The following is a 24,386-nucleotide window of genomic DNA, read 5'->3' as shown; positions in this document are numbered from 1 at the left end:
GAATGAAATTTGTAAAAAATGATCAGACAGCTGTATTTGCTCTCGGAGGATTGGGAGAAATCGGCAAAAATACGTATGGAGTTCAGTTTCAGGATGAAATTATCTTGATTGATGCGGGAATTAAGTTTCCTGAAGACGAGCTTCTTGGGATTGACTATGTCATTCCAGATTATACGTATTTAGTTAAGAATGAAGACAAAATTAAGGGTCTCTTTATTACCCACGGACATGAGGATCACATCGGAGGGATACCTTACTTGCTAAGGCAGGTTAATATTCCGATTTACGGCGGCAAGCTTGCAATCGGCCTGCTGCGCAACAAACTCGAAGAGCACGGCTTGCTTCGTCAGACAAAGCTACATATCATTTCCGAGGATGATATTGTAAAGTTCAGAAAAACCTCTGTTTCTTTTTTCCGAACTACCCACAGTATTCCCGATTCTTACGGCATCGTTGTAAAAACGCCGCCGGGGAACGTAGTTCATACAGGAGATTTCAAATTTGATTTTACTCCAGTAGGCGAACCTGCTAACTTGACGAAAATGGCTGAGATCGGAAAAGAAGGCGTCCTTTGTCTATTATCTGACAGTACAAACAGTGAGGTTCCTGATTTTACGATGTCAGAACGCCGAGTGGGAGAAAGCATCCACGACATTTTCCGAAAAGTGGACGGGCGTATTATATTTGCGACATTTGCTTCCAATATCCATCGACTTCAACAGGTCATTGAAGCTGCTGTATCGAAGGGGAGAAAAGTCGCAGTATTTGGACGAAGCATGGAGTCGGCTATCGAAATCGGCCAAACCCTGGGCTATATCAAATGCCCAAAAAATACGTTCATTGAAGCTAATGAAATTAATCGACTTCCGGCAAATCGTGTAACGATCCTATGTACAGGAAGCCAGGGAGAGCCTATGGCTGCCCTTTCAAGAATCGCAAACGGAACTCATAGACAGATTTCAATTATTCCTGGAGATACTGTAGTATTTTCTTCATCGCCTATCCCGGGAAACACAATTAGTGTCAGCCGGACGATAAATCAGTTGTATCGGGCAGGAGCTGAGGTTATTCACGGCTCATTGAATAATATTCATACTTCGGGCCACGGCGGGCAAGAAGAACAAAAGCTCATGCTGCGCTTGATGAAACCGAAATTCTTCGTTCCGATTCATGGTGAATACAGAATGCAGAAAATGCACATGAAGCTCGCAACCGATTGTGGAATTGCTGAAGAAAACACCTTTATTATGGATAATGGCGAGGTTTTGGCGCTTAACAGCGATGAGGCATCTGTCAGCGGAAAAATCCCTTCAGGCTCTGTCTATATTGACGGCAGCGGGATTGGCGATATCGGCAATATCGTTTTAAGAGACCGTAGAATTCTGTCCGAAGAAGGTTTAGTCATCGTTGTCGTCAGCATGAACATGAAGGAATTCAAAATATCTGCCGGCCCCGATTTAATCTCAAGAGGCTTTGTTTACATGAGAGAATCCGGCGATTTAATTAATGATGCCCAAGAGCTAATTTCTTCCCATCTGCAAAAAGTGATGGAACGAAAAACAAGCCAATGGTCCGAAATTAAAAACGAAATTACGGACACACTTGCACCATTCCTTTATGAAAAAACAAAGCGCCGTCCAATGATCCTTCCGATTATTATGGAAGTCTAACTAAAAAAACTTATTTCCTCTTTGGAAATAAGTTTTTTTTCATTTCATTTTACTGAACTGGCACAAATCGAAACTGCCTCACGTCAAATAATCCCTTTGAGGTCATTTTTATTTCCGGAATGACCGGAAGCGCCAAAAATGATAGCGTTAAAAAAGGATTATAATTTCCGTTGAAACCGAGCTTGCGCAATGACACATTCAATAGCTCCAATTGCTTGCTTACTGCATCTGCAGGCTGATCTGACAACAACCCGGAAATAGGCAATGCGAGCGTCTGTACTTCCATCCCATCTAAGCAAACCGTAATTCCCCCGCCGGTGCTTTTCAACACACTGAGCGCATGTAACATATCCTGATTGTTTGTCCCAACAGAAATGAAGTGATGGGAGTCGTGAGAGATGGTCGCCGCTATCGCACCTTTTTTCAAACCAAATCCCTTTACAATTCCGAGACCGACTTCTTTTTCAGAAGAATGCCGCTCAATCGTCGCTATTTTTAAGAGATCACGGCTTGTGTCAGCTTGAAAAAGACCATTTTGAATACTTGGTTCTTCAGTAAGCAATTTTGTTTCTAAATGGTTCGGTATGACTTCAATCACTTTCATCGGTTGATCATTTTTTAAGTGAATCTCAAGGTCTTCAGATAAGAGTGAAGGAGTCTTGACCGTATTAAGCAGCCTTTCGGGAATTTCGACAGGCTCTCTACCACCTGCTGCTGTCTCTGCTTCTATACCCTTTACGAACGTCCGTTCAATAGTAACATTCTCCACATCAGATAAAAAAACAAAATCCGCATCATAGCCCGGAGCAACTGCACCTTTGGCAGATAGTCCGTAGCACTCTGCCGCATTGAGCGACGCCATTTGGTATGCAATCAAAGGGTCTAATCCTTCTTTAATCGAGAGCCTGATTTGATGATCGACGCTCCCTTCGATCATTATTTCATCTAAATGCTTATCGTCGGTGCAGTAAAAGAACCTTCTCGCGTTTTTCGCTGTAACAGCAGGGAGAACCTGCTTCAGGTTTTTTGCAACTGATCCTTCCCTAAGCATGACGTACATCCCTCTTTTGATTCGTTCTAGTGCTTCTTCCGCAGTAGTGACTTCATGATCGGTTGTAACGGAGGCCGTCCGGTAAATATTTACAAGCTCAGGCGGAAGCCCAGCCATATGGCCGTCTATTTTTTTACCCGAGCCTTGCGCGTCTGCCAGCTTCGTGATCATGTCATCATCACATTCCTTAACAGATACATAATCCATGACTTCTGCAAGCCCAAGCACCCGAGCGGATGATGAATAAAACGGGGAAAGTTTATCAGCGGTCAGACGTGCCCCGGAAGCCTCAAATTTTGTCGCCGGCACACTAGATGGCAGCATGAAAAAAATAGAGACGGGAGCTCGTTCTGCTTCTTCCATCATAAACCGAATACCTGCTTCTCCTGAAACATTTGCGATTTCATGCGGATCCGTAATAACAGTCGTGACCCCATGTGGCAAAACTGCTTTACTGTATTCAAGAGGTGTTACCATAGAAGATTCAATATGAACATGCCCGTCAATAAATCCCGGTACCACCTTTTGCCCGCCTGCATCGATGACTTCTCTTCCTTCAAATGTTCCTAAGCCGACAATGATTCCATCTGTGACAGCTATGTCTGTATCCATCCATTCCAAGTTAAAAACATCCAAAATTTTGCCGTTTTTAATAACGAGATCTGCTATTTCAGCGTGTGAAGCAGCTTTTATTCGGTGTTTGAGTGACTCTTTATTCAATTAGGTTCCCCCGTTCTTTATGTAATTTTATCTAGGTTACCCAACTTCAAGTTTTTCGTCAATAAAAAAGGAGAAAAAATATGCCAATTGCCATATTCATGTGATAATAAGAATAATTTATGATAAGATTAAGATAGAATACTATTAAGAATCATAAAAAAAAATAAGAAAACCGCAAGCGCTGGGGCACTTGCGGCGGCATTTGCATCTTGTCCTAATGACGGGATCGGCCATCCAAATCAATAGACCTCTCCCTCATTTTCCGGACAAGGGAGGTCTATTTTTTATCGTGAAATGAAAGAACAGCAATGAGAAGCGTCGCAAAAGAAATTGCAATCGTTAAACTCTCGAATACTGTCACTAGGCATCACCCCCTTTGCAAAGGGTTAGCCGACCACCCATAGAACGAATAATGCAAATGCTTGCTTATAGTATATCATGTCTCTATTCAGAACACTTGTTCGATTAGAAAAAAAGGACTAAAGTCTCATTTTTTCATGTAATTAGTTAAAAATTAAAGTTATCTTATCTGTTGCAGCATCTTTTTTTCAAATCTGTTTAGGTCTTCATCAGAGCCTATGACAATTAAGATGTCTCCATTTTGGATTACTTCAGCCGCCATAGGAGAAACGATTACTTCCTTTTCTCGTTTAATCGCAACAATGTTGATACCATAATTTGCTCTTATATCAAGATCAATCAGCGTATTCCCGTGCAATTTTTCGTTTGCAACAATTTCGACGATGCTATGTTCATCTGATAGCTCTAGATAATCTAATACACTGCTTGAAACAATTTTATGTGCGATCCGTTTTCCCATATCCCTTTCCGGGTGGACGATGAAATCGGCACCGATTTTTGAGAGTACCTTTTCATGGTAATCATTTTGTGCTTTGACTGTAATTTTGTTGACACCCAATTCCTTTAGCATAAGTGTCGTTAATATGCTAGCTTGAATATCCTCACCGATTGCTACAATGACGTGGTCAAAGTTACGGATTCCAAGATTTTTTAATACGGATTCGTTCGTTGCATTTCCGATAACTGCATGGGAGGCAATACTAGCAAATTCATTGACTTTGCTTTCGTCCATATCGATAGCCATTACCTCGACGCCTTCTTCAACGAGTGTTCTGCAGATGCTGCCTCCAAACCGCCCTAATCCAATAACAGCAAATTCTTTCTTCATATAATTTCTCCTTTTCGAAATATGAAGTGATTTAAATGTTGTTGATTTTCAAATTACTCATATGCTCTACTATTTTTAAGAAAAACTCACGAGTTAAATATCGTTCAGCTCCTCTTTCGATTTCTGCCCTGTAGTGATCTGGGGGAGCCAATTCGTTCTTTTTATCTACCACAATAAAAGTAAGACAATCATGGTAGCTTCTTCCATTAACGTTCACATCCACAAAAGCAGGTCTATATAAATTCTCAAAAACACCTTCTCTTTTATATAAATACGTCACAGCGTCTTGGGGAACTTTATAGAGAACCCCTTCTGTTACACCGTCGTCCTCTACAATATCAGCTCTTCCTCCATCTGGCAATCGTACGGTAAATCTTGTCGTATAGCCTTGAAGCATGGCTCCGCCGATTACATTTAGGAACAAATGATCCACTTTAGCCTTTTTAAACCTATCTTCATCCATACATGACCCGTAGGCAAAATAGTATATATCATCAGGCTTTTCTTTGATCATCAGGTATTCTTTCCAATTTCCGTTTTCAATTTTTGTGAATTCCAGGCATTTACTATCGTCCATCGTATACACCCAAGCTTTTTCAACGCCTGTATCAGTATATACTGTGTGCACCGCTCTCTCATAGCCTTCCTCTAACTGATCTATCGCTTCAAACTCATTCTTTCGGATACGATATAATTCTCCGTAAACTTTACTTGAAGTAGGAGTCAATGACATTACAGGATAACCTAAATCCGTGTCGTACATTTGCCCGCCTACAATCCATGCCTCATTTTTTACCAAGGCCGCATGAGATAAAAAGTGGGAATTGCTGCAATTTTTTCGTAATGTACCGTATACAAATAAAAGTTGTTCCAATGTTTCGGCCTCCCCTGCCATTCATTTTTCAGATACTAGTATTTTATCTTATGCCGAAGGATTCGAAAAGCAAATCTCGTCATGTTTTGCAATCATCCTATGATTCACTAATATTACGAAATTATTTCATTAAAACAGATACCCCCATAATTCGACCTATTTCTACTAATTGTTTGTGATGAACACAAATAAAATAAATTATTAAGAGATTGGGTGGAAATATGTTTCAATCTACTGAGATAGGAATTGATTTAGGAACAGCTAATATTCTGGTTTACAGTAAAAATAAAGGAATAATTTTAAATGAACCTTCTGTAGTTGCTGTAGACACAGAAACGAGAAATATTTTGGCCGTAGGAAATGAAGCAAAAAGTATGATCGGAAAAACCCCTGGCAAAATTGTGGCGGTACGTCCAATGAGGGACGGTGTTATAGCTGATTATGAAATGACTACGGATCTTTTAAAGCATATTATGAAAAAAGCTGGAAAAAACATCGGTTTTAATTTTAGAAAACCTAGCGTTGTTGTTTGCACACCATCAGGTTCAACGGCTGTCGAGCGAAGAGCGATCAGTGATGCAGTAAAAAACTGCGGGGCAAAGCATGTTCATTTAATTGAAGAACCGGTCGCTGCAGCTATTGGAGCTGATTTGCCTGTTGATGAACCGGTTGCTAACGTAATCGTCGATATTGGCGGCGGAACGACCGAAGTAGCTATTATTTCATTTGGAGGAATCGTGTCGTGCCACAGCATTCGAATCGGAGGGGACCAGCTCGATGAAGACATCGTCTCCTATATCCGGAAAAAATATAATCTGCTGATCGGAGAAAGAACAGCCGAGCAAGTAAAAATAGAAATCGGCTATGCGCTTATCGATCACGAGACGATGACTCTTGAAGTGAGAGGTAGAGATTTGGTTACCGGCCTGCCAAAAACGATTTCTTTGGAATCGAATGAAATTCAGGAAGCGATGAAAGAATCGCTACTGCACATTATTGAAGCGATCCGGGCAACATTAGAGGATTGTCCTCCAGAACTAAGCGGAGATATCGTTGACCGCGGTGTCATATTGACTGGTGGAGGAGCCCTGCTTAACGGCATTAAAGATTGGCTTTCGAATGAAATTGTCGTTCCAGTGCACTTGGCTCCCAACCCATTGGAATCTGTTGCAATCGGCACAGGACGTTCCCTGCAGGTCATTGACAAACTGCTAAAAGCGATTAAATAATATTGAAAAGAGCGACTCCCTCTATGATTTAGAGGGAGTTTGCTTTTGTAAATCCTATGATAGATATTGTTGTTGGTATTTGAATAAATTTTGGTCTGCAAAATAAGAAAAAGGTATTTTGTATAGGTTCGAATTACATGAATTAAGAAAACTAAGTACAACAGACTAATATCGTATCTTTAGACGATCATGTTTATTAGTTTTTATTTAGTAACCAAATAAAATTGTTGAATAACTAAATAACGAGAAAATAGGGGCAATGAAAAAAACACGAAATTAAGTCAATATGCTTCATTAATTGTGTTTTTTGGTTTTCTAGTTATTTCTTGGAGACTAGTTTTTGAGACACCCGCTTTTCTCGGGCGCTCTTATGTCTTTTTGTCCTTCATAACCTATGTGAAGGACTTTTCTCGGGCGATCTTGCGACTTTTTGTCCTTCATAACCTGTGTGAAGGACTTTTTTTGAGCGCTCATGCGTCTTTATGTCCTTCATAACCTATGTGAAGGACTTTTCTCGGGCGATCTTGCGACTTTTTGTCCTTCATAACCTGTGTGAAGGACTTTTTTTGAGCGCTCATGCGTCTTTATGTCCTTCATAACCTGTGTGAAGGACTTTTCTCGGGTGCTCATGCGTTTTTTTGTCCTTCATAACCTGTGTGAAGGACTTTTCTCGAGCGCTTATTCGTCTTTTAGTCCTCCAGAATGATTAAGCAAGTTTTTCAATAACCGCTTTCGTTACAGCTGCGGTGGACTGTGGATTTTGTCCGGTAATTAAGTTCCCGCCCTCTTCATAATGTGTGTTCCAGTTTGGTGCCGCAACAAAGATGGCGCCAAGTTCACGAAGTTTACTTTCCAGCAAGAAAGGCATGTATTGATCCAATGTTGTTTCTGCTTCCTCAGAGTCGGTAAAGGCGTTGACGCGTTTTCCCGTGACGAGAGGCTGGCCGTTTGATAATGTAGCTCCAATTAACCCAGCTGGTCCGTGACAAACAGCTGCAACAATTTTATCTGCTTCATAGAAGTCACGAAGCAATTCCTGCAATTTCTGGCTTTGTGGCAGGTCGAACATTGTTCCATGACCGCCTGGCAAGAAAATCGCATCGAAACCTTCTGAAGAAACCTCATCAAGTTTCATTGTGTTTTCCAAATATTTTTTCGCCTCTAGAATTTGTTGCGGCGTGCTTTCATCAACGCTGCCCGGATCAACAGGGCCTTTCCCCCCAAGGGGACTTGCAACTGTAACCCCAAATCCTTTACTCGTAAATTCTATATAAGCTTCAGCAAACTCTGATAACCATATTCCAGTTGTTTTTCCTTCGGATATTTCCGTGTGGTTCGTGACAACCATCAATACTTTTTTTCCCCATTTCAAATCCTCCCTAAATAAATTTTTGTCTTACACATGTTAATTTTAAGCAATGGCTTAGTATAAAACAAATTACAAAAAACATGCTAATATATAAATATATTTATACATGAAGAAAGGAATCAACGTATAATGGTCGATTTTGAATGGTATCGCAGCTTTATCAGCATATTTAAACACAATTCTGTATCTGAAGCGGCAAAGGAAAGAATCATGACGCAGCCTGCCATGAGCCAGCACTTATCCTCTCTGGAAGCTGAGGTGGGAGAGCGTCTGTTTACAAGGGCTTCGCGAAAAATGATTCCTACAGAACGGGGGAAAGAGCTCTACTCTGAAATCGCACCTCTCATTGAATCATTGGAAGAAAAAACGATGCGGCTTAAAGGCATTTCTTCTCCAACAGTGCCTGTTATCAGACTCGGGTCAGCTCTTGAATTTTTTAAAGAACAAATTCTCCCGAACCTGAATACGTATACCTTTCGGATCGTGGCACAATTTGGCGTTGCTTCTGTCCTATTTGAACATTTAAAAGAAGATAAGGTCGATCTAATCGTAACTTCGAAAAAGTATCAAACTCCCGGTATTGAGCACGTAAAGCTGATGGAAGAAGAATTCGTGTTGGTGGCACCTGAAGAAACGAATGTCCCCGCCTTTACGAATCTCATTGAAATGGAACAATGGCTGTCTGGACAGAAATGGCTAAGCTACGGCTTAGAGCTTCCTATCATAAGGCGATTTTGGCGAAAACACCTAAATAAACGCCCTCTAATTAAGCCCGTTCATGTATTGCCGGATCTTCATACATTACTAAGAGCGATTGAATATGGAAATGGTATTAGTTTGATTCCGACATTTATACTGAAAGATGCGAATGATTATAAAGGCTTTAAAATCATCCTGGGAAATTTAAAAGTATCCAATGAATTATTTATTGCCTATAAAACGAAAGCGAAATTCTCACCGGAAATAAAAATGGTTATCGATGCACTGAAGAAAAACAACCAAAAACAAAATTCCGGAAAACTTGATTTTTGAAAATGGTAACAACAACGAGTTGTCTGTACCCGCTCATTTATTTTTTTGTCACAAAATCTCATACATTTCACTTCTTTTTTCCGACCGTCACTCATAACGTGAAGAGTGGATCTACTTTAAGGAGGAATAAGATACATATGGTTAAGGATATGGTAAGGCGTATCATGATCACAATTGTGTTAAGTGGAATTATTCTTGGAGGTATGAGCGTCAGTCTCGCCAATATGCAGGAATCTCCTGAAAACCGTCCTGCAAGTGCAACCAGGCCTTGAATCCTTTAAAAAAGAGAAAATCCTGTCCAGTCACCTGTTCTTTTTCTCTTTTTTAGAAATTTTTGTTATGATGGGGAGAAAAGGAGGTTAAATGATGAGTTTATTGAATGAAAATCTAGTGAAATATGCACAGCTTATCGTTGAAACAGGAGTAAATATACAAAAAGGACAGGAAGTTGTCATAAACGCTTCGAATGAAGTAGCCGAATTCGTACGCTTGATCGTCAAAGAGGCTTATAAGGCTGGAGCGAAAAACGTGACCGTCCGCTGGCAAGATGACGCTGTGTCCAGAATAAAATATGAAATGGCCCCATTTGAGGCTTTTGAAGAATATCCGGAATGGGAGGCCAAAGCAGTCGAAGCATTGGCGGAAAAAGGTGCGGCATTTATCTCCATTGTCTCATCAAGCCCTGACTTACTGGCAGGAATTGAATCAAAACGAATTGCTGCCTTTCAAAAATCTGCTGGTACAGCACTGCATAAATTCCGTACATACATCCAATCAGACAAGGTCAGCTGGACTGTTGTCGGCGCTGCTTCTGCAGGCTGGGCAAAAAAGGTTTTTCCTGACAATCCAGAAGACGAAGCAATTGCGCTGCTTTGGAATGAAATATTTAAAACGACCCGAGTTGATCAAGCTGATCCGATAGAAACGTGGAAGCAGCACGATCAAAACCTTCATGAAAAAGTGAATATTCTTAACGAAAATCGCTACCATGCCCTGCATTATAAGGCAAAAGGAACCGACTTAACGATCGAGCTTCCTGAAAAGCATCTGTGGGCTGGAGCCGGAAGCATTAACGAAAAAGGCGATCCTTTTATGGCTAATATGCCGACTGAAGAAGTATTTACATTAGCTAAGAAAGATGGAGTCAACGGAAAAGTTGCAAACACGAAGCCATTAAGCTATGGCGGAAACATTATTGACGACTTCCAGCTTACGTTTGAAAACGGAAGAATTATCGACGTACAGGCCGGTGTTGGGGAAGAGATTCTAAAAGAGCTGATTGAAACGGATGAAGGCTCTCATTACCTTGGTGAAGTTGCCCTTGTACCGCATGATTCGCCGATTTCCCAATCAGAAATCTTATTTTTCAATACCCTTTTTGATGAAAATGCGTCAAATCACCTCGCTATCGGGAGTGCCTATGCTTTCAATATAGAAGGCGGAAAGAGCATGAGCCGTGAAGAATTAGAAAAAGAAGGCGTGAACAACAGCATCACCCATGTTGACTTCATGATCGGATCAAGCGACATGGATATTGACGGAATCACAAAGGATGGAAAAAGAGAACCAATCTTCCGCAGTGGAAATTGGGCATTCTAATATAGTATGAAAAAAACCAGATCCATATAGGATTCTGGTTTTTTTGTGAAGAAAATTATGCATATAATTCTTCAAGCTTGCTTTTGACTGATTGATCTTCTAAAAACTCATCGTAGCTCATTTGTTTGTCGACAATACCTGTAGGCGTCAATTCGATAATTCTGTTGGCAACGGTATGGACAAATTGATGGTCATGAGAAGTAAACAACATAGCTCCTTTGAAGCTGATAAGACCGTTATTTAGCGCCGTAATGGATTCCAAATCAAGATGGTTGGTTGGTTCATCCAAGATAAGGATGTTGGCGCCTTTTAACATCATTTTGGAAAGCATACAGCGAACTTTCTCCCCACCGGAAAGAACATTCGATTTTTTCAATACCTCTTCCCCAGAGAAAAGCATTCTTCCTAAAAATCCTCTTAAAAAGCTTTCGCTCTGGTCATTTGGTGAATATTGGCGCAGCCAGTCAACGAGATTTAAATCGACGTTCTCAAAGTACTCGCTGTTGTCATTCGGGAAATAGGCCTGTGAGGTCGTTACTCCCCATTTATAGCTGCCGCTGTCAGGCTCAAGCTCTCCGGTCAATATTTTGAAAAGAGTGGTCGCAGCGAGTTCATTCCGGCCCGTAAACGCAATTTTATCTTCTTTGTTCATAATAAAATTGACATTATCCAATACCTTTTGTCCATCGATTGTTTTCGAAAGACCTTCTACTCTTAATACATCATTACCAATCTCTCTTTCAGGAGTAAAGTTGACATATGGATAACGGCGTGAGGAAGGCTGTATATCATCAAGCGTTATTTTATCGAGCAATTTTTTCCGTGAAGTTGCTTGTTTTGATTTCGACGCATTGGCGCTAAATCGAGCCACAAATTCTTGCAGCTGCTTAATCTGCTCCTCTTTTTTCTTATTGGCTTCCTGAGATAATTTTAAGGCAAGCTGGCTTGATTCGTACCAAAAATCATAGTTTCCGACGTACACTTTAATTTTTTGAAAATCAAGATCGGCAATATGTGTACATACTTTGTTCAAAAAATAGCGGTCATGGGATACGACAATTACCGTATTTTCAAACTGGATTAAAAATTCTTCAAGCCATTGGATTGCTTGTAAATCAAGGTGGTTGGTAGGCTCATCCAGCAAAAGGACATCCGGCTTGCCGAATAACGCTTGGGCAAGCAGCACCTTTACTTTATCAGATCCGCCAATATCGGCCATTTTCTTAGAATGAAGCTCCTCGTCTATGCCGAGTCCTTTTAATAAAACAGCCGCTTCACTCTCTGCTTCCCATCCGTTTAATTCAGCAAATTCCCCTTCAAGCTCAGCCGCACGAATCCCATCCTCATCGGAAAAATCCGGCTTCATATAGATCGCGTCTTTTTCTTTCATCACATCATAAAGGCGTTTGTGGCCCATGATAACAACGTTAAGAACCTCATGCTCTTCATATTCAAAGTGGTTCTGCTTTAACACGGCTAGGCGCTCTCCAGGACTCATATGGACTTCACCTGTTTGAGGCTCGATTTCACCAGATAGAATTTTTAGGAATGTCGATTTTCCGGCTCCATTTGCACCAATTAACCCGTAGCAATTCCCGGGGGTGAATTTAATATTTACGTCTTCAAACAGCTTGCGATCCGCAAAACGCAGGCTGACATTGTTTACAGCTATCATAATTTATTTCCTCCATTAACTAACAAGCTTCATTTAAAAAAGTATATCACGAATTACAATACATATAAATCATTGGTTATTAGAACATTACGAATAGCCCTATTCCCCAAAGGAAATAAGGCTCTGATTATTTGGTTTGCCTTAATTCATTGAAAGGAAAAAAGACAAACTGGGAGGTTCCGATAATTCGGCTTTTATCAATTAAACCGAGTCCGTTTCTTGAATCCATCGAATTCAAACGGTTATCTCCCATCACAAAATATTTCCCCTCTGGAACTTCGACAGGCCCAAAATCACCGGTTAAATGGACACCAAGCTCGTCCGCCTGGTTTTTATTTTCCGATAAATAAGGTTCCGGAATTTCTTTGCCGTTTATGACGAGACGGTCGTTTTTCATCTCGACGGTGTCACCTGGCTGCCCTATTAATCTTTTGACATAATGAACGCTGCTGTCATCTCCGTCAATAATCACAATATCTCCGCGATTCAGCGTTCCGACATAGCCAATCGTTTTATTGACAAACAGCCGTTCCCCGTCATGCAAGGTAGGATTCATGGAAGTCCCTTCTACTAAATAAGGCTCAAAGAGAAATACCCGAATAATAAGCGCTAATGCAATTGCGATAACTAAAGCCTTCGCCCACTCTATCAGTGAATTCTTTTTTTTCTTTACTTTTTCTTCTGCCAAAACTTTTCCTCCTAAACCAGATGCAAAGCTTCTTACCTATACTTTATCACATGTTTTGAAAAAGGCATAATTTCATCTTGCCTCAGCTTGAAAATTTTTCTTTGTGCTCAGGAAGAAATGAGCATTGCAAAGTAAAAAGTGCTGCAAGACAGTCTCGCAGCACTTTTTTGTTTACTATTCAGTAACTGGTTTTTTTAGAATACCCAATAGTACGGCTGTAACCAATGCGCCAATTAAAATGCAAAGTATATAGATGAATGGACTACCTTCTACAAACGGAGAAACAAAGAGTCCGCCATGCGGAGCACGCAGCCCCAATCCGAAAAACATTGTCAATCCGCCGGCAACTGCAGAACCGGCAACTGCTGCAGGTATCACGCGAAGCGGATCTGCTGCTGCAAATGGAATGGCGCCTTCTGTGATAAATGCTGCGCCCATGAAATAGCAAGTGATTCCCGATTCGCGATCCCTTTTTGTGAATTTTTTCCGGAAGATCGAAGTTGCAAGCGCAATACCTAGTGGAGCTGTCATTCCGCCTGCCATGATAGCAGCATGCGGACCAAAAATGCCAGCGTCAATCATCGCGATTCCAAACGTAAATGCTGCTTTGTTAATAGGTCCGCCCATATCAACCGACATCATTCCGCCAAGAACAATTCCAAGGAGAACAAGATTTCCTGTCCCGAGGCCTTGAAGCCACGAACTTAATCCGAGATTAATTGCTTTTACAGGATCGATAATGACAAAGAACATAATGATTCCAGTAAAGAAAATACCGAATACAGGATAGAGAAGTACAGGTTTTAATCCTTCTAACGACTGCGGCATGACGTTTAATGCCTTTTTCAATAAAACTACGATGTATCCGGCAAGGAAACCGGCAATCAATCCGCCGAGAAAGCCTGCTTGACCCTGTGCAGCCATAAAACCTCCGACCATACCCGGTGCAAGTCCTGGACGGTCGGCAATACTCATCGCAATAAAACCTGCCAGAACCGGAATCATTAATCCGAATGCGTTTCCGCCACCAATCGTGCTTAAAGCTTCAGCAAAACGATTATAGCTTGGATCTTCGGGATCTACCGCGTCAATACCAAACATGAAAGAAATGGCGATCAAAATCCCGCCTCCGACAACAAACGGAAGCATGTTACTGACACCGTTCATAATATGACGGTAAAATGCGTTACGTCCTTTTCCGGAAGACTTTTCGCCTTTTTCGGCCTTCGATCCGTCTCCGCGGTACACCGGAGCATCTTGTTTCAGGGCTCGTTCAATTAATTCCTGAGGTTTTCTTATTCCTTGAACAACCGGAACCTCGATGACGTGCTTACCGTTAAAACGCTGCATTTCGACCTGTTTGTCAGCAGCAACTATAATTGCTGTTGCTTCTTCAATTTCTTCAGCAGTCAGCGCATTTTTAATGCCGCCTGAACCGTTCGTTTCTACTTTAATATCAACGCCGAGCTCTTTTGCTTTTTCCTTCAAAGAATCCGCCGCCATAAAGGTATGGGCAATTCCTGTCGGGCATGCCGTAACGGCAAGGATTTTTCCTTTTGCAGATGGAGCATGCTGAGGAGTTTGCTCCTCTTCTTCATCATCCTTATCATGGGAATTAATGATGTCAAGTACATCTTCCTCAGTTGCGGCTTCAAGAAGCTGCTTCCGTATTTCTTCCCGCATAAGCAAGGTTGATAGTCTGGACAATGCTTCAAGGTGCGTATTGTTTGCACCATCTGTAGCCGCAATCATAAATATCAATTGGCTCGGCTGGCCGTCCAATGACTCATAATCCACTCCTTGAACACTTCTGCCAAATGCGATTGCCGGATCGCTTACGCTTCCTGTTTTCGCATGGGGGATCGCAATCCCTTCACCGATACCTGTAGTGCTTTGCTTTTCTCTATTTAAAACTGCTTCTTTGTATCCTTCACGGTCATTCAGCTTGCCGGCCTGATCAAGTACGTCGACCAGTTCATCGATGACCATGTCTTTTTGCGTGTTTTCAATCGCTAATTTTATTGTATTTTTAGTTAATAGTTCAGTAATCTTCAACGTAAAATCCTCCCTTACAAACGCTCTGCCTGAACTTCAGGCAAAAGCTCCATTATTAACTGACGTTCTGCCAGTTCTTCGGAGAAAGCAGTTGCACTCCCTGAAGCAACTCCTAGGCGAAAACAATCAACGATATCCATTCCTTTTTCGATTCCTGACATAAAACCGGCTACAACTGAATCTCCTGCCCCCACAGAATTGACAAGCTTACCTTTAGGGACATTGGCAAGAAACACGTCATTTTTTGTAAATAACAAGGCGCCTTTTTCAGCCATCGAGACAATCACATGGGTTGCGCCTTCGGTGACGAGCTTTTTCCCATATGGAATCACTTCTTCGATTGTTTCGATTGTTGTTTGGAACATTTCTCCCAATTCGTGATGATTCGGCTTCATTAAGAAAGGCTTCATATGCGCCGCTTTTTTAAGTGCTTCTCCCGATATATCGAGTACAATATTTGCATTTTGACGCTTGCAGATTTCTGCAATTTGTTCATACGTTGACTGCGGCAGCGATGAAGGAATGCTTCCGGCGACCACAACGAAGTCACCTTCCTTAAGCTCTGAAAATTGATTAAGAAATTTAGTGAAATCTTGATCCGAAATAACTGGTCCAACACCATTAATTTCTGTTTCTGCCCCTGTTTTAAGCTTAATATTAATTCTTGAATCACCTTTCACCACTTGGAAAGCAGTTTTCAGTTCTTCATTTTCCAAAAATGAGCGAATATATTCTCCAGTAAATCCGCCAATAAATCCAAGTGCCTTTGATGACACCTGAAGCCTTGTTAAGATCCTCGATACGTTAATTCCTTTTCCGCCAGGGTATTTCACATCATATGACGATCGGTTCAGACCGCCGAGCTCAAAATCTTCAACTTTGACAATATAATCGACAGATGGGTTTAAAGTTACCGTATAAATCATGTATTCACTACCTTTACCTCTGTTTTCTTGTTATACGTTCGATATAAGTCCTGATCCAGATTTGTTGTTACAATTGCTGCTTTAGAAATAGGAGCGAATGAGGAAAAGGATATCTCCCCGAATTTGCTCGGGTCTGCTAAGACATAAGCTTTTTTGGATTGACCTGCAGCTTTTTTCTTAATAATCGCTTCTTCAGGATCCGGCGTCGTAAAACCCGCCTCTAAATGTATGCCATTCGTACCTAAAAAACACTTATCAAACCGGTATTGTTCAAGAGACAGCAATGCATAGCCTCCCATGATCGCACCTGTTCGATGTTTGACAGCCCCTCCCAATATATAAAAAGGAATACCCTTTTTTGATAGCTCTTCAATGTGCATAACTCCGTTGGTTACAACGAGTACATTGTTAGCTTTATCTAAAAATTGGATCATTTGATGGGTTGTTGTGCCGGCATCCAGATAGATGCATTCATCAATACCAACATGCTTTGCAGCTTCCCTGGCTATTTCCTGCTTATCTTGAAGGTTTTTGAATGATTTCTCTTGCATGTCCGGTTCCGTACGAATGTCGGAAAGCTTTGAAGCCCCTCCATGAACACGCTTTATAAACCCACGCTCCTCAAGAGTTGTAAGGTCTCTCCTAATGGTTGATTCAGAAGCATTCGTTAATTGCACGAGCCGCTGCAGAGCGACCACATCATTTAATTGGACCTCGTCAAGAATTACCTGATGACGTTCTTGAGTGAGCATTTTTTTGCACCCCCTGCAATGAAAATGGAAACGCATTCATTACAATTTCATTGTAACCGTTCTATTAAGAAAAAACAATAAAAAAACTTTCAATTTCAACCAAAATCATTAATTTTCGTTCACGATTAATAATATTACCTTTAGTATAATCATTTGTAAACACTTGAATGCAGAGAAAAAACCTTCGGAAGCCCGAAGGTTTTTACTGAGTCTGAAACATCCGGTATTGGGCTTTTACAAGCTCGCAGTACACGCCTTCTTTCGCCATCAGCTCGTCGTGGCTTCCCTCCTCCATTTTCCGTCCGTGGTCGAGCACCATAATTTTATCTGCTCCCCGAATCGTAGAAAGCCTGTGGGCTATGATCACTGCTGTACGTCCTTTCAAAAGGGTGCTCAATGCCTCTTGAATTTTTACCTCTGTTTCTGTATCGATGCTTGCGGTTGCCTCATCGAGAATGAGGATTCTCGGGTTTGCTAGTAAGGCTCTGGCAAACGATATAAGCTGCCTTTCGCCCACAGAAAGTACGCTCCCTCTTTCCTCCACCTCAGTCGAATAGCCGTTTTTCAAGGAGGAAATAAAATCATCTGCACCTACAGCATTTGCTGCTTCAATAACCTCTTCATCCGTGGCATTCGGCCGGCCGAATCGAATGTTTTCCATAATCGTTCCTGAAAAAATGAATGTATCCTGAAGCACAATGCTGATTTGAGAGCGCAGGCTCGCAACCGCTAAGTTTGTGATCGGAATACCATCTATTCTTACTTCTCCTCCAGTTGCATCATAAAATCGGCTGATGAGATTCGCTATCGTCGTTTTGCCTGAACCGGTATGCCCAACCAGCGCAATCGTTGTTCCGGCAGGAATATCAAACGAAATTGGATAAAGGGCTTTTCTTTTTCCGTCATATGAAAATTCCACTTCGTCAAATTCAACATAACCTTTGATTTTGTTCACATGTATCGCATCTTCTTTTTCTGCAACGAGCGGCTTTTCATCAAGAAACTCAAATATTCTTTCTGAAGAAGCCATTCCCATCAGCAGCTGATTATAAACCTGCCCTAACCGGCTGATTGGCTCCCAGAACATGCCTAGATAAAAAGCAAAGGATACAAACACTCCGATTGAGATCGTTTCATTCATGATAAGGGTGACGCCATACCAAAGCAGGATTGCTGTTCCTACTGCATTTGTCATTTCAACGAATGGACGAAACATCGCACTTTTTTTTGTTGCTTCTCTCCATGACTCATAGTTTTCCGTATTGACGCTATTAAAAAACTCCATATTCTCATTTTCTTGTGTAAAGGCTTGAGTCACTCGAATTCCTTGAATCCCTTCGTTTAGATGGGAATTAAGCTTTGACTGCTTCATTCGAACCGACTGCCACGACCGCCGGATATTTTTGCGAAGCGTCGTGGATATGATAAACATGATAGGCAGCGTAATCATGATCGCAATTGTCAGCTCCGGGCTGAGTGTAAACAGGATAACAATGACTCCGAGCAATAAGAGAATATCCATGAGCAAATTAATAACTCCGCTAGTGAAAAGCTCCTGCAGGGAGTTAATATCATTCATGATCCGTACAAGTATGGATCCGGCCGATCTTTGATCAAAAAAACGATGGGAAAGACTCTGTACATGAGTAAATAAATGCTGCCTCAAATCATAGATTACGTTTTGTCCAAGCATATTCATCCAGCGGATCCTGCAAGTGTTTGCTGCATAATTCAGGAGATACAAACCGCTGATGATCGCAACTAACACAATCAGCAAATTTGTATCTTTTTCCAATATTGCTTGGTCGAGTGTATAAACACCGATAAGAATCGGTACTGCCAGCCTTACAAACGTTCCGATAAGAACCGTAATAAAGGAAAGCGGGAGCAAACGTTTTTTATAAGGCTCCAAGTATTTCAAAAGTCGCCACATTTGCGCCCAGTTAAAAGGCTTATCAATAATTTGGTCTGAAGCATAGTAAAACCTGTTGGTCATATTTTGTTTTTTTGATGTTTGCATTTTATGCCCCCTAACCCGCTTGATGGGATGTAACGATCATTTCTTGATCTTTGTATTGCAAATCGAAAATGCGTTTATAATGACCATTTAATTGAATAAGTTCGTGATGAGTTCCGCGTTCGACAACGCTTCCATTGTCCATCACGAGGATTTCATCCGCATGCTTAATTGAAGAAATTCGGTGGGCAATGATAAAGGTAGTTCGATCCTCCATCACTTCTTGCAGAGCGAGCTGAATCCGATGCTCGGTTTCCATATCGACCGCACTTGTCGAATCATCAAACACAAGAATAGCTGGATCCTTACAAATGGCTCTTGCGATCGCCAACCTTTGCTTTTGCCCGCCAGATAAGCCGAGTCCTCTCTCGCCAAGCATCGTATCATATTGATCAGGCAGCTCCATAATAAAGGAATGAGCCTGGGCAAGCTTCGCCGCTTCGATAATTTCTTCCATTGTAGCGTTTGGCTTCCCGTAAGAAATGTTCGAACGAATTGTAGAAGAAAATAAAAATGATTCTTGCAATACGACCCCGATGTTTGCCCGGAGCGTTTTTAAGGAATAATCGGCTATCGGCTTTCCATCAATGGCAATTTCGCCCCCGGTAGGCTCATAAAATCTGCTCATCAATTGAACGATGCTGCTTTTTCCTGATCCTGTCGCCCCGATTAACCCTATCGTTTTTCCCGGAGGTGCTTCAAAGGATACATGTTTAATAGACTCAGTATCTTCTTTTCCGTATTTTAATGACACGTCTTTAAAACTGACATGTCCTCTTAATTTTTCTGTATGGATCGCGTTTTCGCGGGTTGTAATTTTTTCATCTGCTTCGAGAATTTCCAGCAGCCTTTCTCCTGAAGCTTTCGCTTGCGAAAACTGGTTAATAACGAACCCCAAGTTCATGATCGGCCACATAATGTAGTTTACCAAGCTGAAGAAAGCAACTAATGCGCCTGGCTTGAGCTGTCCGGAAATGACAAGATATCCTCCGTAACATAGCAAAGCAACGGTACATATATTCCCTATCAATTCCATCAAAGGAAAGAATTTCGCCCACACATTAGATGTATGAAGAAAATTCTGCTTATAATCTTTATTCGATGTATTAAACTTGCTGATTTCAAAATCTTCTCTTGATAATGATTTAACGGTATTAATTCCGCTGATATTTTCCTGAACATTTGTGTTTAAAACTCCAAAAGATTTTCGAATCCCGCGGAATGCAGGGTGAACCCTTTTGTCAAAGCTGTAAACGGATATCGCCAATAAAGGCATTGCCGCTATTGTGACAAGGGCTAGCGGTACGGAATAATAAAACATGACAGAAAGACTAATTACAATTAATAAAACAAAGCGAATGAGCTCGGATAAACCAAACGATAAAAAGAAGCGAAATCCTTCTACGTCAGCTGTCAGCCTGGACATTAAATCCCCTGTTTTGGCATTATCATAGTAACCAAACGGGAGTCTTTGCAGCTTCGCGTACAGCTCATTTCGTAAACGATAGACCGATTTAATCCCGAATAAATCTCCTAAGTATTGGTGGAAATAAGTTGTGATTCCCTTGATCGTCATAATGCCGATAAAGCCGATGCTGATCCAGAGGATGAGTTCGTATTGTCCTTTATAAATCACTTCGTCAATTGTAATTTGAAGAACAACAGGGTAAACGACTGTGATACCCGTCATGCAAAGCATAAATAAGAGAGACCATAAAAACACCGACTTGTAAGGCCAATAAAATGCTTTTAATTTTTCAAACGTCTTCATCTCTTCAGCACCTTTCCATATCATGTAAGACGTGGCACATCATCTAATATATCGGTAATCGAAATAAATATCCACTTATTTTTCAAAAATCAAACAATTTTATCAGAACCACTACTTCTTTTGAATGAGGGGCGGTAATACTGGAGTTGAAAAATGTGAAATACGCAAAAAATCGGTTATCAATTGATAACCGATTTTGAAAATCGCGCATTATTAATATCGCTAACCACCCTTAAGAAAATTAACCTCCGCTTACAGGCGGAATAAATGCAACCGTATCCCCAGAAACTACTCTTTTGTCACCCTGGGTATATTCCTCATTCACGGCAATCATTGATTGGTGCACTTGTTCTAATTGATAGTTTTCCTTAAGCAGGCGAACAATTTCTCCAGTCGTTGTCTCTTCGTTTTCCAACGTGATCTTTTTGGTGCCGGCTTTCTCAGCAAGACCGGCAAATAACAGAATCGTTATCATTTTTCTTCACCCTTTTTTCCTTGTTTCCCTAAGCCGGGCGCTCCAGACGGATAAGAAATCGTTTCCTGCTGATTTCCGATCCATGAGGTTCCATCTTCCCAATGTTCTTTTTTCCATATAGGTACAATTTGTTTGATTCGTTCGATTGCATATTCATTCGCTTCATAGGCATCTTTTCGATGCGGCGATGATACCGCGATAACAACAGCAGCTTCTGAAATACGAAGGCTGCCGACACGATGGCTGATTGCCGTTTTTGTGAGTGGCCAGCGCTCGCTGATTTCATCGCTGATTTGCTGAAGCATTTTAACAGCCATCGGTTTATAAGCCTCATATTTTAAATAAACAGTTTTTTTCCCATTCGTCCATTCTCTGACGGTTCCAATAAACGTAGTAATTGCTCCTGCTTTATTAGACTCTACTTTTTTGATTACAGACTGGACATCGATTTCCGATTCTGTGATTTCAAATTGGTCATGCAAAATTTTCTTCCTCCATACAGTTTATTAAATAAGGAACAGCCAATGGGTCATCCGCATGAAAAGCCGGCACTCCGAAAGAAACACCGCGAAGCTTTTCATCCCTGTATATAACGGCAATGACTTGCTCTGCATTTTGCAGTAGCTCGACGTCTTCCTCGCTTTTTAAGATGACAACCTTTTTATATTTCGCCTGTTTATATCCTTCGATAAATAGACAATCAACATTTAAATAAACATATAAATCCAGGATCTCTTCAAGCGTCCATTTTACCTTTTTAATAGAAAGCAGCAGTCTTCCTTCTCCTTCAACCCCTGAAACCGCAGCTCCTGCTTTGCTAAAGCGCTCAGAATCATTTTTGGCGGCATCCGGCTCACCGCCATGACCATGATGCTTTAAGCAGCCTACCGACCACCCTTTTTTGTCCGCTGCAGCTGCCAGCTTCTCCATCATCGTCGTTTTCCCGCTGTTCTTATATCCGATTATTTGGAGGATGAAAGGATGATGTCCCACGGCCATTCACATCCTCTTTCTTCCTTAATCATCAGCACAATCACTTGATCGCCCTTTTGGTATCCTTTTGTCCCACCTGGAAGAACGAGCAATGCATTTGTTGATGCAAGTGAAATGACTGAGCTGGATTTATCGAGGCCGACCGGGTCGACAAATAATTTTCCGTTTTCACTTGATACGGACGAACGAACAAATCTGGTAAATGGATTCGCTTTAAGGAAATCCTTGCTCAGTGTCGCTTGATGATAAAGTGAATAGGGCTTGTCGCTTAATAGCCAGTTTTTGATGACCGGTTTGACGAAAAGTTCAAAGCCGACAAAGCATGCGGAAGGATTGCCCGATAAACCAAATAACAGCTTTCCTTTATATTCTGCCACCGTTGTCACACTGCCGGGCCTCATCCCTACTTTATTAAAGAGTACATTGGCCCCGAGTCTTTCATAAATGGCGGGTAAAAAATCAAAATCACCGACAGACACTCCGCCCGTAGTAATAAGAAAATCAACCTTATCGATCGCCTTTTTTACTGCCTCATAACAAGAATCAAAGTGGTCAGCCATTTTCCCAAGATTCAACGGTTCACCGCCGGCTTCTTGAATTTGGGCATAGATCATACTCGCATTGCTGTTCCTGATTTTGCCCGGCTCAAGCGGATCGCTGATATCTAACAGCTCTGTTCCGGTCGCAATGATTCCAATTTTCGGTTTTTTCACGACATTTACTGCTGCATAACCAAATGTCGCCAACAACGCAATAACACCTGAATCGATAACTGTTCCTGCGGGAATGAGCCTTTCTCCTTCAGCAGTATCCTCCCCTTTTTTCGAAATATTGTCACCAGAGTAAAAGGGTCGCTTCAATTCGATTCGCTCATTTCCATTCTCGGATATCACGTTCGCGAGCTCAAGCATGACGATTGTATCTGCACCGTCGGGTATTTTTGCGCCAGTCATAATTCTGACTGCCTCATACCGACCGATTTTCTTTTCTGACACACTACCTGCACCTATATGATCAACGACATGAAATGTGAGGGGATTTTCTTTGGAGGCATGGATAGAATCCTCCGCTCTGATCGCAAATCCATCGTATGGAGAGCGATCAAATGCAGGTATATCATGATCAGCAATTATTGTTTCCGCCAAATGGCGATGTAAACTCTGCTCCAGCGGCACCCATTCCGTTTCTCCTTTTTTGGAAACGTTCATCACTCTTTCTACTGCTTGTCCTACTGGAATCGGTTTTCTCGTTACAACCATTCATTATCCTCCTTCTCTTATAGACCTATCACTCTTGCTAGCACAGAATTTGCTGTTTTCGGATCATTCGTACCATGTACGAACGCCCGACTGTCTTGAAGAAACAGTACGATTCGATAGGATTCAAACGTAATATGAAGCAAATAGTCGTTTGCTTCAACCAGATACAACTTTTGAAGCCTTTCCTTCAGGTCGTGTACAGGTAAATTTTTGAGCATTGGCGTGCGAATTTGGACCGTATCCCTTCCGCATAGCACTTCTGATTTCTTTTTGTTTTCAAACTGAATTTGGGGATACTTCGGATTATCGCCGCAGGTTGGGCAATGCTTTCGATGCATGGCAGCGACCTTCACTTGAATTTGCGTATTTTCCCATAAATCGAAGGTGAAAAAAGCCGAGCGAAGCGCCTGTTTTTGCTTCGTTAAAAGCTTGATCGCCTCTGCCTGCTGAAACGCTGCTACCATTTGGACCGCCGGAGATATGATGCCTGCAGTGTCACACGTTAATCCCCCAGGGGGAAGATGAGTAAATACACAGGAAAAACAAGGGGTTTCCCCCGGTATAAACGCCATGTACATTCCCTGGCTGCTGACACACCCACCGTAGATCCACGGCGTATTTGTTTGATAAGCAAGATCATTTATTATAAGTCGCGTGTCAAAATTATCAGTCGCATCGATCACAACGTCAGCTTTTTGCATTAATGGCAATAACATTTCTGCATCCGCATCCTCATTATGTACTTCTATCGTAATCTCGCTGTTTATTTTGGCTAGGTGAGCTTTAGCGGCAATCGCTTTAGGCAGCCTGTTTTTTGCATCTTCTTCCGTATAGAGCTGCTGCCGCTGCAGATTACTCCATTCCACATAATCTCGATCAACAAGCACGATTTTTCCGATACCTGCTCTCGCCAATCCTTCAGCGTTTGCTGTACCAAGAGCACCCGCGCCAATAATTAAAACACAGCTGTCTGCCAGCTGTTCCTGTCCTTCAATGCCTATATAGCTGCAAATGGTTTGCCTAGAATAGCGCTCATACATTT

The 24,386-nt window shown here is 41.6% G+C and carries 22 protein-coding genes; 5 read left to right on the top strand and 17 right to left on the bottom strand.

What is annotated here, in order from left to right; all coding sequences use genetic code 11:
- The first annotated feature begins 2 nt into the window (after nt 1-2).
- Complete coding sequence (gene rnjA, locus JOC74_RS01675; protein WP_053605980.1) at nt 3-1,670, top strand: ribonuclease J1; 1,668 nt, start codon at nt 3-5, stop codon at nt 1,668-1,670.
- A gap of 49 nt (nt 1,671-1,719) precedes the next feature.
- On the opposite strand, the gene ade is transcribed toward rnjA, so the two are convergent.
- The 4 genes from ade to JOC74_RS01660 form a co-directional block, all read right to left on the bottom strand.
- A complete protein-coding gene (gene ade / locus JOC74_RS01670; RefSeq protein ID WP_053602663.1) occupies nt 1,720-3,441 on the bottom strand; it encodes an adenine deaminase in 1,722 nt (573 codons plus the stop codon).
- A gap of 277 nt (nt 3,442-3,718) precedes the next feature.
- Nucleotides 3,719-3,802 carry a putative holin-like toxin gene (locus JOC74_RS24235; RefSeq protein ID WP_225970374.1) on the bottom strand — a complete coding sequence of 28 codons (84 nt, stop codon included), beginning with the start codon at nt 3,800-3,802 and terminating at the stop codon, nt 3,719-3,721.
- Nucleotides 3,803-3,961: 159 nt separating this feature from the next.
- Nucleotides 3,962-4,630: a potassium channel family protein gene (locus JOC74_RS01665; protein WP_053602662.1), complete on the bottom strand. Its 669-nt coding sequence runs from the start codon at nt 4,628-4,630 to the stop codon at nt 3,962-3,964.
- Nucleotides 4,631-4,661: 31 nt separating this feature from the next.
- Complete coding sequence (locus JOC74_RS01660; RefSeq protein ID WP_098945196.1) at nt 4,662-5,504, bottom strand: gamma-glutamylcyclotransferase family protein; 843 nt, start codon at nt 5,502-5,504, stop codon at nt 4,662-4,664.
- 221 nt (nt 5,505-5,725) lie between these two features.
- Between JOC74_RS01660 and mreBH the strand changes: the two genes are divergently transcribed.
- Nucleotides 5,726-6,733, top strand: coding sequence for a rod-share determining protein MreBH (mreBH, locus tag JOC74_RS01655; protein WP_053602660.1), 1,008 nt, complete (start codon nt 5,726-5,728; stop codon nt 6,731-6,733).
- Between the two features lie 706 nt (nt 6,734-7,439).
- Here the strand turns inward: mreBH and JOC74_RS01650 are convergent.
- Nucleotides 7,440-8,081 (bottom strand): type 1 glutamine amidotransferase domain-containing protein, encoded by a 642-nt coding sequence (locus JOC74_RS01650; RefSeq protein ID WP_053605979.1) that lies wholly within the window; start codon nt 8,079-8,081, stop codon nt 7,440-7,442.
- A gap of 150 nt (nt 8,082-8,231) precedes the next feature.
- Between JOC74_RS01650 and JOC74_RS01645 the strand changes: the two genes are divergently transcribed.
- The 3 genes from JOC74_RS01645 (at nt 8,232) to JOC74_RS01640 (ending at nt 10,733) form a co-directional block, all read left to right on the top strand.
- Nucleotides 8,232-9,134 (top strand): LysR family transcriptional regulator, encoded by a 903-nt coding sequence (locus JOC74_RS01645; protein WP_053602659.1) that lies wholly within the window; start codon nt 8,232-8,234, stop codon nt 9,132-9,134.
- Nucleotides 9,135-9,271: 137 nt separating this feature from the next.
- The gene (locus JOC74_RS23295) at nt 9,272-9,406 is read left to right on the top strand and encodes a protein YkpC (protein ID WP_098945195.1); all 135 of its coding nucleotides are present in this window, start codon (nt 9,272-9,274) and stop codon (nt 9,404-9,406) included.
- A 94-nt stretch (nt 9,407-9,500) separates the two neighbouring features.
- On the top strand, nt 9,501-10,733 hold the full coding sequence (locus tag JOC74_RS01640) for an aminopeptidase (protein WP_053602658.1): 1,233 nt from the start codon (nt 9,501-9,503) through the stop codon (nt 10,731-10,733).
- A 55-nt stretch (nt 10,734-10,788) separates the two neighbouring features.
- Here JOC74_RS01640 and JOC74_RS01635 read toward each other — a convergent pair whose 3' ends face one another.
- From JOC74_RS01635 to JOC74_RS01580, 12 genes are all read right to left on the bottom strand, one after another.
- On the bottom strand, nt 10,789-12,408 hold the full coding sequence (locus JOC74_RS01635; RefSeq protein WP_053602657.1) for an ABC-F family ATP-binding cassette domain-containing protein: 1,620 nt from the start codon (nt 12,406-12,408) through the stop codon (nt 10,789-10,791).
- Between the two features lie 127 nt (nt 12,409-12,535).
- On the bottom strand, nt 12,536-13,096 hold the full coding sequence (lepB, locus tag JOC74_RS01630) for a signal peptidase I (protein ID WP_053602656.1): 561 nt from the start codon (nt 13,094-13,096) through the stop codon (nt 12,536-12,538).
- Between the two features lie 174 nt (nt 13,097-13,270).
- On the bottom strand, nt 13,271-15,151 hold the full coding sequence (locus JOC74_RS01625; RefSeq protein ID WP_053602655.1) for a PTS fructose transporter subunit IIABC: 1,881 nt from the start codon (nt 15,149-15,151) through the stop codon (nt 13,271-13,273).
- Nucleotides 15,152-15,165: 14 nt separating this feature from the next.
- The gene (pfkB, locus tag JOC74_RS01620; RefSeq protein WP_053602654.1) at nt 15,166-16,077 is read right to left on the bottom strand and encodes a 1-phosphofructokinase; all 912 of its coding nucleotides are present in this window, start codon (nt 16,075-16,077) and stop codon (nt 15,166-15,168) included.
- Nucleotides 16,074-16,829 carry a DeoR/GlpR family DNA-binding transcription regulator gene (locus tag JOC74_RS01615; protein ID WP_053602653.1) on the bottom strand — a complete coding sequence of 252 codons (756 nt, stop codon included), beginning with the start codon at nt 16,827-16,829 and terminating at the stop codon, nt 16,074-16,076. Before JOC74_RS01615 ends, pfkB begins: the two co-directional genes overlap by 4 nt.
- 202 nt (nt 16,830-17,031) lie before the next feature.
- Complete coding sequence (locus JOC74_RS01610; protein WP_053602652.1) at nt 17,032-18,849, bottom strand: ABC transporter ATP-binding protein; 1,818 nt, start codon at nt 18,847-18,849, stop codon at nt 17,032-17,034.
- Between the two features lie 10 nt (nt 18,850-18,859).
- Nucleotides 18,860-20,617, bottom strand: a complete 1,758-nt coding sequence (locus JOC74_RS01605) for an ABC transporter ATP-binding protein (protein ID WP_053602651.1) — start codon at nt 20,615-20,617, stop codon at nt 18,860-18,862.
- A 241-nt stretch (nt 20,618-20,858) separates the two neighbouring features.
- Nucleotides 20,859-21,092, bottom strand: a complete 234-nt coding sequence (moaD, locus tag JOC74_RS01600; protein ID WP_053602650.1) for a molybdopterin converting factor subunit 1 — start codon at nt 21,090-21,092, stop codon at nt 20,859-20,861.
- Entirely contained in the window at nt 21,089-21,574 is a 486-nt protein-coding gene (locus tag JOC74_RS01595) for a molybdenum cofactor biosynthesis protein MoaE (RefSeq protein WP_053602649.1), read from the bottom strand. The genes moaD and JOC74_RS01595 overlap by 4 nt, the downstream gene beginning before the upstream one ends.
- Nucleotides 21,567-22,091 (bottom strand): molybdopterin-guanine dinucleotide biosynthesis protein B, encoded by a 525-nt coding sequence (gene mobB, locus JOC74_RS01590; RefSeq protein ID WP_053602648.1) that lies wholly within the window; start codon nt 22,089-22,091, stop codon nt 21,567-21,569. The genes JOC74_RS01595 and mobB overlap by 8 nt, the downstream gene beginning before the upstream one ends.
- Nucleotides 22,055-23,344 carry a molybdopterin molybdotransferase MoeA gene (locus JOC74_RS01585; RefSeq protein ID WP_053602647.1) on the bottom strand — a complete coding sequence of 430 codons (1,290 nt, stop codon included), beginning with the start codon at nt 23,342-23,344 and terminating at the stop codon, nt 22,055-22,057. The genes mobB and JOC74_RS01585 overlap by 37 nt, the downstream gene beginning before the upstream one ends.
- A 17-nt stretch (nt 23,345-23,361) precedes the next feature.
- Nucleotides 23,362-24,384 carry a MoeB/ThiF family adenylyltransferase gene (locus JOC74_RS01580; RefSeq protein WP_053602646.1) on the bottom strand — a complete coding sequence of 341 codons (1,023 nt, stop codon included), beginning with the start codon at nt 24,382-24,384 and terminating at the stop codon, nt 23,362-23,364.
- Between the last annotated feature and the right edge of the window lie 2 nt (nt 24,385-24,386).

Origin of the sequence: Bacillus capparidis, from assembly GCF_017832095.1 — a bacterium.
In the GTDB taxonomy this organism is placed as follows: domain Bacteria; phylum Bacillota; class Bacilli; order Bacillales; family Bacillaceae; genus Bacillus; species Bacillus gobiensis.
Note: the sequence above shows the minus strand (reverse complement) of the source record. Positions and strands in the feature narration are given on the sequence as shown.

What these genes read in the sequence shown, in the direction of transcription:
- JOC74_RS01605 (WP_053602651.1), bottom strand. Translation starts at nt 20,617, where the DNA reads ATGAAGACGTTTGAAAAATTAAAAGCATTTTATTGGCCTTACAAGTCG.
- moaD (WP_053602650.1), bottom strand. Translation starts at nt 21,092, where the DNA reads ATGATAACGATTCTGTTATTTGCCGGTCTTGCTGAGAAAGCCGGCACC.
- JOC74_RS01645 (WP_053602659.1), top strand. Translation starts at nt 8,232, where the DNA reads ATGGTCGATTTTGAATGGTATCGCAGCTTTATCAGCATATTTAAACAC.
- JOC74_RS01580 (WP_053602646.1), bottom strand. Translation starts at nt 24,384, where the DNA reads ATGTATGAGCGCTATTCTAGGCAAACCATTTGCAGCTATATAGGCATT.
- JOC74_RS01650 (WP_053605979.1), bottom strand. Translation starts at nt 8,081, where the DNA reads ATGGTTGTCACGAACCACACGGAAATATCCGAAGGAAAAACAACTGGA.
- JOC74_RS01635 (WP_053602657.1), bottom strand. Translation starts at nt 12,408, where the DNA reads ATGATAGCTGTAAACAATGTCAGCCTGCGTTTTGCGGATCGCAAGCTG.
- JOC74_RS01585 (WP_053602647.1), bottom strand. Translation starts at nt 23,344, where the DNA reads ATGGTTGTAACGAGAAAACCGATTCCAGTAGGACAAGCAGTAGAAAGA.
- JOC74_RS01640 (WP_053602658.1), top strand. Translation starts at nt 9,501, where the DNA reads ATGAGTTTATTGAATGAAAATCTAGTGAAATATGCACAGCTTATCGTT.
- JOC74_RS23295 (WP_098945195.1), top strand. Translation starts at nt 9,272, where the DNA reads ATGGTTAAGGATATGGTAAGGCGTATCATGATCACAATTGTGTTAAGT.
- JOC74_RS01615 (WP_053602653.1), bottom strand. Translation starts at nt 16,829, where the DNA reads ATGCTCACTCAAGAACGTCATCAGGTAATTCTTGACGAGGTCCAATTA.
- JOC74_RS01665 (WP_053602662.1), bottom strand. Translation starts at nt 4,630, where the DNA reads ATGAAGAAAGAATTTGCTGTTATTGGATTAGGGCGGTTTGGAGGCAGC.
- mreBH (WP_053602660.1), top strand. Translation starts at nt 5,726, where the DNA reads ATGTTTCAATCTACTGAGATAGGAATTGATTTAGGAACAGCTAATATT.
- mobB (WP_053602648.1), bottom strand. Translation starts at nt 22,091, where the DNA reads ATGGCCGTGGGACATCATCCTTTCATCCTCCAAATAATCGGATATAAG.
- rnjA (WP_053605980.1), top strand. Translation starts at nt 3, where the DNA reads ATGAAATTTGTAAAAAATGATCAGACAGCTGTATTTGCTCTCGGAGGA.
- pfkB (WP_053602654.1), bottom strand. Translation starts at nt 16,077, where the DNA reads ATGATTTATACGGTAACTTTAAACCCATCTGTCGATTATATTGTCAAA.
- JOC74_RS01610 (WP_053602652.1), bottom strand. Translation starts at nt 18,849, where the DNA reads ATGCAAACATCAAAAAAACAAAATATGACCAACAGGTTTTACTATGCT.